Raw genomic sequence first — 7521 nt, 5'->3', positions numbered from 1 at the left:
TCTCTCCCGGGCTACCATAACACTCTAGTAAGAGTATTGTTCAAACTCTAGGCTTGATTTATCTCTTGGGCTGCATCTCATCTGTTCCGTTGACTTCTTTATGCTCTCTCGATTTCTTCAATCAGTCTAGGCGCATTATATACTTGAAAAATTATACTTGAAAAATTATACTTGAAAAATTTCTGGACTGATTGGACAAGGTCTACCTCGTTTAATTTGTGGTGCGGCTCATCGGCGTGAATAAGAAAAGGTCTTCTTTGACAAGTATTTCAAATCGCTTGAACTTGTCAAAAACTCTAAAGCCGTTTCTGTGCTTAAATTCGAGATTTCCCGCAAGGATGCTACGAGTCGCTTGAGCTAATTCCTTCAAGATTCCGCTATTTAACGGCGTCCATTTGTTATGTCCAGGAAAAACGTATTTTACTTGAGATTCATAGGTGGCCAAAAACTGAACACTTTTTGGGAAGTCTGGAAGATAAAAGTAGATTGGTCCTTGATAGACAGTGTCGCCAGCGAATAAATATTTGTTGTCTCTGTCGAAAAGGCAAATACTTCCAGAACTATGACCAGGTGTATGCAAAACCTCCAACTTTGTTGAACCAAGATCCAGAATTTGCCTCTTTTTCACTGAAGATGCCCATGGACATGGGTGGATCTGAAATTGAGTTCGATCAAATTCCGAAGGAATGGGTCTTACTTCTCCACGAGTGAAACGAGAGCTTCGGGTGTGTGGTGCTAGGGTGAAAAAATTTTGGTCATCCACTACATAGGATATTTGCTCTTTCGGAATTCCGCTGTGAACGTTCGCCAACTCCATTTCATGAACTAATACATTCGCAAACCGGTAATTGTCACCAACATGGTCGTAGTGGGAGTGCGTGTTTATCACGGTAATAGGCAGATTCGTAAGGTTCTTCACGACTGTCTTAATGTTCCCTATGCCCATTCCAGAATCTATCAAAATCGCTTTCTGTTTTCCGATTACAAGGTAACTATTGACCTCTTCGATATGACCTGGCTCAGCGATTAAAAATACGTTATCGGTTAGTGGTTCTACTTTAAACCATGGAAGGATTCTCTGTTTCATAATTCCTCTCCCTATTTATGCGATAGATGTATGTTATTGGTCGTCTATATTACGCTAATTCCCAAAATAGGCCGTATTAACGCTAGTCAGATGCAGAGAAGAGTTGAAACTGCATAATTTGTACTCTAATTTTATTTTGCGTTCATATTGAAAATATTTTCCAGAAAAGGACAGAGGATCGCTTCTTAACTCCGATAATTCAAACCCTTATTTAAACTAGCACGGGTTATCATAAGATTTTCGTAGGTTTTTCTTTTCGGGAAAATGTATGGAAGGTTATGCGATGTCGAATTTTGCGTGAATATACGGTTGCATGAGAGCGGCATGATTTATAGCGATTTAGAGAAGCGTAGGCTATGTTTGGCTTAGACGCTTTAGCACTTTTATAGCGGCGAGAGTGACCCATTTGCTTGGTTTGCCTTTTGTTTCGAGGTTGGCATGCATTCTCCCGCTTGGTGTGCTTTCCAGTATCCAAGCGCCATTTTCTTGGCGTTTTTGCAGTAGGACTTCAACTGCGTCGCTTAGACGCTCGTCTTTTACGTAGCCAAGTCGTGTTAAAACGTCTAGCCCTCTGAGGATGTTGTAGCCGTAAAACCACGGAAAGCTCAGCGTCAACCAAGCCTTGTTGATTATTTTGTAGCCGTGGTGGTCAGCTTTGAATAAGCGATGCATAAGTAGGAATTCCGCGCCTTTCTCGATTGTTTCTTTCATCTCTTTTGTTAGGTTTTCTTTTTTAACTTCGGAAAAAGCTTCTAATGGGCAGATTGTTCCGTAGAAACAGCCATGTTTGTCTCTTATGTGTGCTCGCCAGTAGGGGCAGAGCCAGCCGCCGTCTGGATTCTGAATTTTCACAAGCCACTCTAAGGCTCTTTTGACTCTTTTGTCTTCAGCGTACCCTATTCTGATAAGTGCTGCTGCCATGTTGCCTGTGAGACAGGAATATTGATGTTCAAAGACAAGCGAAGACGCAAACTCCTCGTGTGGAGACAGTGTTTTTCCCTTTTTAAGCATCAATGTATGTTCTTGCTTTGCTCTTTCGAGTGTATAGCTGGAGAAGCCGCCGTCTTCTAACTGAAATTGAAAGATGTATTCGCATGCCTTCTCAACTCTTTTGTCGGTTCTATCCATTCCAAGCTGAGCAAGAATCATTATTTGCCCATAAGAAGACTTGTATTTTGGGTGGTAAGGGTTGAATGGTTCGCTCCAGTAACCCTCTGCGCTTTGTTTCTGGAATATTTTACTCACCGTTTTAGACTGTGGAATTGCTCGTTTTGCTGCAACTACTTGTGGGTCATTCTCGCTTTTGCCAAAAACATCGCGTAACGTGAAATATCGCACTGAAGGATTAGTCTCTTCAAGGAGCCATTCAATGGGGCTCTCTTTCAAAAGACTTTGCCAACTAACCATAACTTTCATCTTCTCTCTTCAATCATCTTGAGGTGGCGGGCCCGCCGGGAATTGAACCCGGGACCTACGGGTTAAGAGCCTCAACCTAACCCCGCTCGGCGGTTAGTCCGCCGCTCTGGCCTTACTGAGCTACGGGCCCTATGGTGTGGCTTTCTAGATTATGCAATTTAAAGGCTGTTTATAAGCATTAAGAGTTTTAAGCTTTAGTTTTAATTTATGCTGTGAAGTGGTGTAGTTTGGGTGAATTGGTTTTTGTTGGGCTTGGGTTGCATGACGAGAAAGGAATAAGCATGCGTGGTTTAGAAGAGATTAAAACTGCAGATGCTGCGTTTTTGGAGGTTTATACGAGTTTGTTGCCGAATTTTTCTAAAAAACGTTTAGAAGAGATTTCTGGAAAAAAGTTGCGTGTGGTTTCGCGGAGAGAGCTTGAAGAAGAAAATGGTAAAGTTATTATTGGAGCGTCTGAGAAAGGTAAGGCGGTTCTGCTTGTTCCCGGCGATCCGTTAATAGCCACTACTCATGTTGCATTGAGAATACATGCGGAAAAACTTGGAATAAAAACGCGTATAGTTCATGGAGCCTCTATACTTTCTGCTGTGATTGGTTTATGTGGCTTGCACAATTATAAATTTGGAAAAAGCGTAACCATACCTTTCCCAGACGAAACTCCTTCTGAAACTCCATACGAAGTCATCGCTCAAAACAAGAAGCTGGAGCTTCATACACTTTGCTTGTTAGACATAAACGCTGAGGAAAAACGTTACATGAGCATCAAAAAAAGTTTGGAGTGGCTTCTAAAAATCGAAAAGAAAAGAAAAAAGAAAATTGTCACGCCCAATGCGCTTGTGGTAGGTGTGGCAAGAGCTGGAAGCAAAAACCCCACCGTGAAAGCTGGCTTCCTAAAAGAGTTATTAAATTATGACTTTGGAGAGCCGCCACACAGCATTGTTTTTCCCGGGGAACTTCATTTCATGGAGGCTGAGGCTCTTGTGGTTTTAGCTAACGCTCCAGAGAGGGTTAAGGAGATGGTGAAATGAGTTTGGAAGAGCTTGTCTCGAAGTATATTGCTTCTGCAGAGCATGTTTTTAGCAACATGGTAATCGTTGAAACTCCTACAAGCCTCAGTGGCAATAGCGTCAAGAAAGTTGTGGATTTTGCCAAAGCCTATTTGGAAGACGCAAAATACTATAGAGATAAAAAAGAAACTGCGGTAAGTTTAACTTCCATAGCGTATTGTGAAGGCTTATTAGACGCCTTAAGACTGTTGGGAGCCGTGAAATTTGAATGGCCAACGAAAAAACTAAAGAGAAGAGAAAAATAGTTTTGGCTTCCGGAGTATTCGACTTACTACATCTTGGACATGTAAGATTTTTGGAAGAAGCGAAAAAAGCTGGTGGACGCAATGCTGAACTCATAGTTATCGTCGCGAGAGATAACACTGTTGAAAAGAGAAAAGGAAAGAAGCCTATAATGCCTGAAAACCAGCGGCGAGCGTTGGTTGAATCTTTAAGGGTTGTTGACGAGGCAGTTCTCGGCTACGAAAAATTTGACATTGGAAAAGTCATCGAAAAAATAAAACCGGACATAATTGTTGTTGGATACGACCAGGATGGCATGGAGAAAAGTGTAAGGGGTTACGTGGAAAAAAGAGGATTGAAAATTAAAATCGTGAAAATTGGCAAGTTTGGAGAGGACGAGTTGGATAGTTCTTCGAAAATCAAACAGAAGATTATTGAGGACTTCAAAAGATGAGCAGTATACTTAAGAGTTCTAAGAAGTTCATGCCAACATACATACTCATTGCGATAAACATAGCAGTTTACGCTTATACCTCAATTCTCGGCGGAGATTTTATGGAAACGAACTACTATGTACTATTGCAATATGGGCAATCGAATTCTTTCGTTATGAGTGGTGGATATTGGCAGCTTTTTACAGCAATGTTTGTCCATGTTAGTCTTCTACATCTTCTAGGTAACATGTTCTTTTTGCTTATTTTTGGACTTAGAGCAGAAGACATGTTTGCAATTCACGAATACCTTCTAATCTACCTTTTAAGCGGACTCACTGGAAACTTGTTAACATTACTTTTTGGGCCAGACATGCTTTCTGCTGGAGCTTCAGGCGCCATTTTCGGAATGTTTGGAGCAGTTACAATCTATGTTAGGCGAGCTGTTGGGCAATCGATACTGGGCGCGTTGATGTATTCTTTCTTCTTGTTGATGATTAATATAGGTCCACATGTCAACAATCTAGCTCATTTCGGCGGCTTAATCATTGGACTGCTGATTGGCTACGCACTTGCAACAAAACGAAAAATACCGATAACATACAGATACCGCTACTCCTACTACAAATAAACCTCGCACTTCAACAGAAAGTATACCGCAGATTCAACCTATATCCCCTCCTCCTCCTGAATAAATCAGTTTTAAGAACAGAGGTAAAATCAGAGGCATTTTAGAGTTCAGAGGATATTTCAAGGATATTCAGTGGGATATCAGTAGATATCAGAGATAGAGAAATAAAAGTTGAAAGGTAGGAAGGGGCATTACAACTAATAATAGAAAGGAAGTGCAATTCTAGGAATCCAAGTTTCCTTTTCGTTTCTCAAGTATTTAGCAAACAATAAAGATTCTTCGCTAATTAAAGTTTCAAGAGATTGTCTGTAGCCATGTCTTATTCTAGGAACTCTAACCTTCCAATCCAGATAGCCATAGAAGGCTTTGATTAACTTATTAGTCATGGAATCGTTCAAGTATTCTCTTTTGCCTCTTCTGTTAGGAATGTATTGTTCAGTTTTCATCACAAAATCTCTAGAACTAAGTCCTCTGCAATATTTTATTAGAAAATCATCAGCTAAATAGCGGTAAAGTTCAGCCATATCACACGCAAGAGAAGGCTTACCAACTTCTTCAGAATGTAAATATCCTAAGAAAGGTTCAAGCTTAGCCTTTAGTAAAGCGATATGAACCTTCCATTTCAAAAGAGAATACGTTAAGTTAAAAGTATTGTTCAGTCCATCATAAGCTCTAAAAGTTCTACGGTTAACAGTTCTCACAATCTCTTTAGGAAATAACTGAAAAATCTGCTTAAAGTATAGGTCAGAGCATCTTCCTTCAATCGGTAAAAGTTTCCTTCTCAGTGCCTTCAAGTTAGTATTTTCTATTTTATCAATCCGTTCTTTAACGCTAATAAGGTCATGTTGTCTTAAACCATACTTCCTTAAGACTAGGTTCTGTCCTTCAATCTTCTTTAAGACTATTTGTTTGGCTATGTGTATGCCCTTACCATTGTTCAGAGCCTCATATTGACAGATTCTAGTCCTAACATGGCTATCACTATCTAAACTTCTAACCATAGCGACAGGCTTACCGTTATGGCTTAGGATTAGAACATCAATGTCCCAGAAGCCTAAAGAAGCTAAAGCTCCAGTCGAAATAGTATTTCCACTTCTTAGAATAACCTCTCCAATTTCAGACTCAAACAAAGGATACTTCCTAGATTTCCCTTCCTTATCCCTAACTACGAAACATCCTCTCTCCATTCCAAGGAAAGAGCCGAATCCATCTAAGGCTATTTTAACCATTTTCACCCTCATTTTCCTTTCACCTCTCCCTTTACTCTAAAATTAAACTTAAGGGATGCCTATTAAAAAGGCTAACTAGAAGGTAGTTCTAGAAGACAGTTCTATATATACCAGCGTATATAGTCTTAAATCAAGTCGAATTTAAGAAAATAGGCTTAAATTAGGCTTCTTTTGTACGGAAGTTTTATATATTACCTAGTATCCTTAATCCTAGGGTAAAACGGTATATAGCTTTTTACCCTACCTAAAATAAAAATCCTCGGAGATATCTGAGGTCGCCCTTGGGGAGAAACCCTAAGGTAGCTAGAGACCATCGATGAATTCTAAAGGGTTCGTACCCTTAGTGAACTAGTAAAGATAGCGAGGAGCATAGCACTATGGCGGATTTTACGAGGGTAATTTTAGTTACAAAAATTACCCCTCGTAGCTAAATGAGCGAGGGTAAAAGGCTCGGTATCGTTTTACCCCTCGAAAATAAAAAAAGAGTGGTGAAAGGAAAATGGTATTAAGAAAAACCGAATTGACAGGATTAGAACCTATCCAAGACATAGTAGAGCTAACATTATGGACTGCATACGTAAAGAACGAGAAACCAGTAAGTCTGATGCTATTAGCCGAGCCTGAAAGTGGTAAAACGGAGTTACTTAAGAAATATAGAAAAAACAATGGAGTTTATTCTGTAAAGAGGTTTAGTGCTTACGGAATACAAAAAGACTTGATAGAAGGTAAGTTATCCCTTCTGTTCGATAATCCAAAGATTCTAGGACATATAATGATATACGATTTCTCTGCTATATGGACTTTTAAACCAAGCTCTATCGATAATACGATAGCTTTCCTCGATGCTTTAACTGAAGAAGGGCTTTCTCCAGAAAGTGATTATGCTTTCGAATATGACGCATTAAAGCCTTTCGAAGGAGTAAAAGGTGGAATAATAGCTGCAATAAATACGCAAGGATTCTTTACACCCACACATAAACAAATAAAAACTAATCTTCTTAAAGGCGGATTTTTCAGTAGAATGGTCTTGGTTTCTTTTGGAACATCAGAAACGCTATTACAAAAAATATTTGAAAACGTTAAAGAAGGAAAATACAGACCGCATAAAGACTATGTAAGTCTTATACCGTTGAGTTTTCCGAGAAAAAGAATAGACGTAAGGATACCAAGAGACCACGCTGAAGATATTAAGGAAATCGTTGACGACATTAAAGATGAAATAAATGCAGATTTGAAAGTAGAACTGAAAGGAATAAGGCTGTTCAAATCGCTGATAACTTTAGCCAAAGCAAGTGCGTTAAGAGATGGACGTAGAGTAGTCGATGAAAAAGACGTAGAAAGGATACGCTATTTGTCCCATTGGATGAACCTTAGAATGAACAATCTAAAAAGAAAATATCCACTTTACGAGAGGGATGAGTATGCCTAGAAGAAGAAA

8 protein-coding genes and 1 tRNA gene are annotated in these 7521 nt (G+C 39.6%); 5 read left to right on the top strand and 4 right to left on the bottom strand.

The window, feature by feature from the left end; translation table 11 throughout:
* Positions 1-211: 211 nt before the first annotated feature.
* From HM003_07635 to HM003_07625, 3 genes are all read right to left on the bottom strand, one after another.
* Entirely contained in the window at positions 212-1087 is an 876-nt protein-coding gene (locus HM003_07635) for an MBL fold metallo-hydrolase (protein MBX5329203.1), read from the bottom strand.
* 354 nt (positions 1088-1441) lie between these two features.
* A complete protein-coding gene (locus HM003_07630) occupies positions 1442-2494 on the bottom strand; it encodes a nitrogen fixation protein NifH (GenBank protein ID MBX5329202.1) in 1053 nt (350 codons plus the stop codon).
* A 33-nt stretch (positions 2495-2527) separates the two neighbouring features.
* Positions 2528-2633, bottom strand: a tRNA-Lys gene (locus HM003_07625).
* Positions 2634-2784: 151 nt separating this feature from the next.
* Between HM003_07625 and dph5 the strand changes: the two genes are divergently transcribed.
* Genes dph5 through HM003_07605 form a run of 4 tightly spaced genes read left to right on the top strand, consistent with a single transcriptional unit; the run spans position 2785 to position 4854 of the window.
* Positions 2785-3531 (top strand): diphthine synthase, encoded by a 747-nt coding sequence (gene dph5, locus HM003_07620; protein ID MBX5329201.1) that lies wholly within the window; start codon positions 2785-2787, stop codon positions 3529-3531.
* The gene (locus HM003_07615) at positions 3528-3815 is read left to right on the top strand and encodes a DUF357 domain-containing protein (protein ID MBX5329200.1); all 288 of its coding nucleotides are present in this window, start codon (positions 3528-3530) and stop codon (positions 3813-3815) included. Before dph5 ends, HM003_07615 begins: the two co-directional genes overlap by 4 nt.
* Positions 3779-4246: an FAD synthase gene (locus tag HM003_07610; GenBank protein MBX5329199.1), complete on the top strand. Its 468-nt coding sequence runs from the start codon at positions 3779-3781 to the stop codon at positions 4244-4246. The genes HM003_07615 and HM003_07610 overlap by 37 nt, the downstream gene beginning before the upstream one ends.
* A complete protein-coding gene (locus HM003_07605) occupies positions 4243-4854 on the top strand; it encodes a rhomboid family intramembrane serine protease (GenBank protein ID MBX5329198.1) in 612 nt (203 codons plus the stop codon). The genes HM003_07610 and HM003_07605 overlap by 4 nt, the downstream gene beginning before the upstream one ends.
* Positions 4855-5051: 197 nt before the next feature.
* On the opposite strand, the gene cas1 is transcribed toward HM003_07605, so the two are convergent.
* Positions 5052-6095: a CRISPR-associated endonuclease Cas1 gene (gene cas1, locus HM003_07600; GenBank protein ID MBX5329197.1), complete on the bottom strand. Its 1044-nt coding sequence runs from the start codon at positions 6093-6095 to the stop codon at positions 5052-5054.
* Positions 6096-6582: 487 nt separating this feature from the next.
* Between cas1 and HM003_07595 the strand changes: the two genes are divergently transcribed.
* Positions 6583-7512: a hypothetical protein gene (locus HM003_07595; protein ID MBX5329196.1), complete on the top strand. Its 930-nt coding sequence runs from the start codon at positions 6583-6585 to the stop codon at positions 7510-7512.
* Positions 7513-7521 lie beyond the last annotated feature (9 nt).

It is taken from the genome of Candidatus Bathyarchaeota archaeon A05DMB-5, from assembly GCA_019685655.1.
GTDB lineage: Archaea > Thermoproteota > Bathyarchaeia > Bathyarchaeales > Bathycorpusculaceae > DSLH01.
The sequence above is the reverse complement of the archived record's forward strand: the minus strand, read 5'-3'. Positions and strand labels throughout refer to the sequence as shown.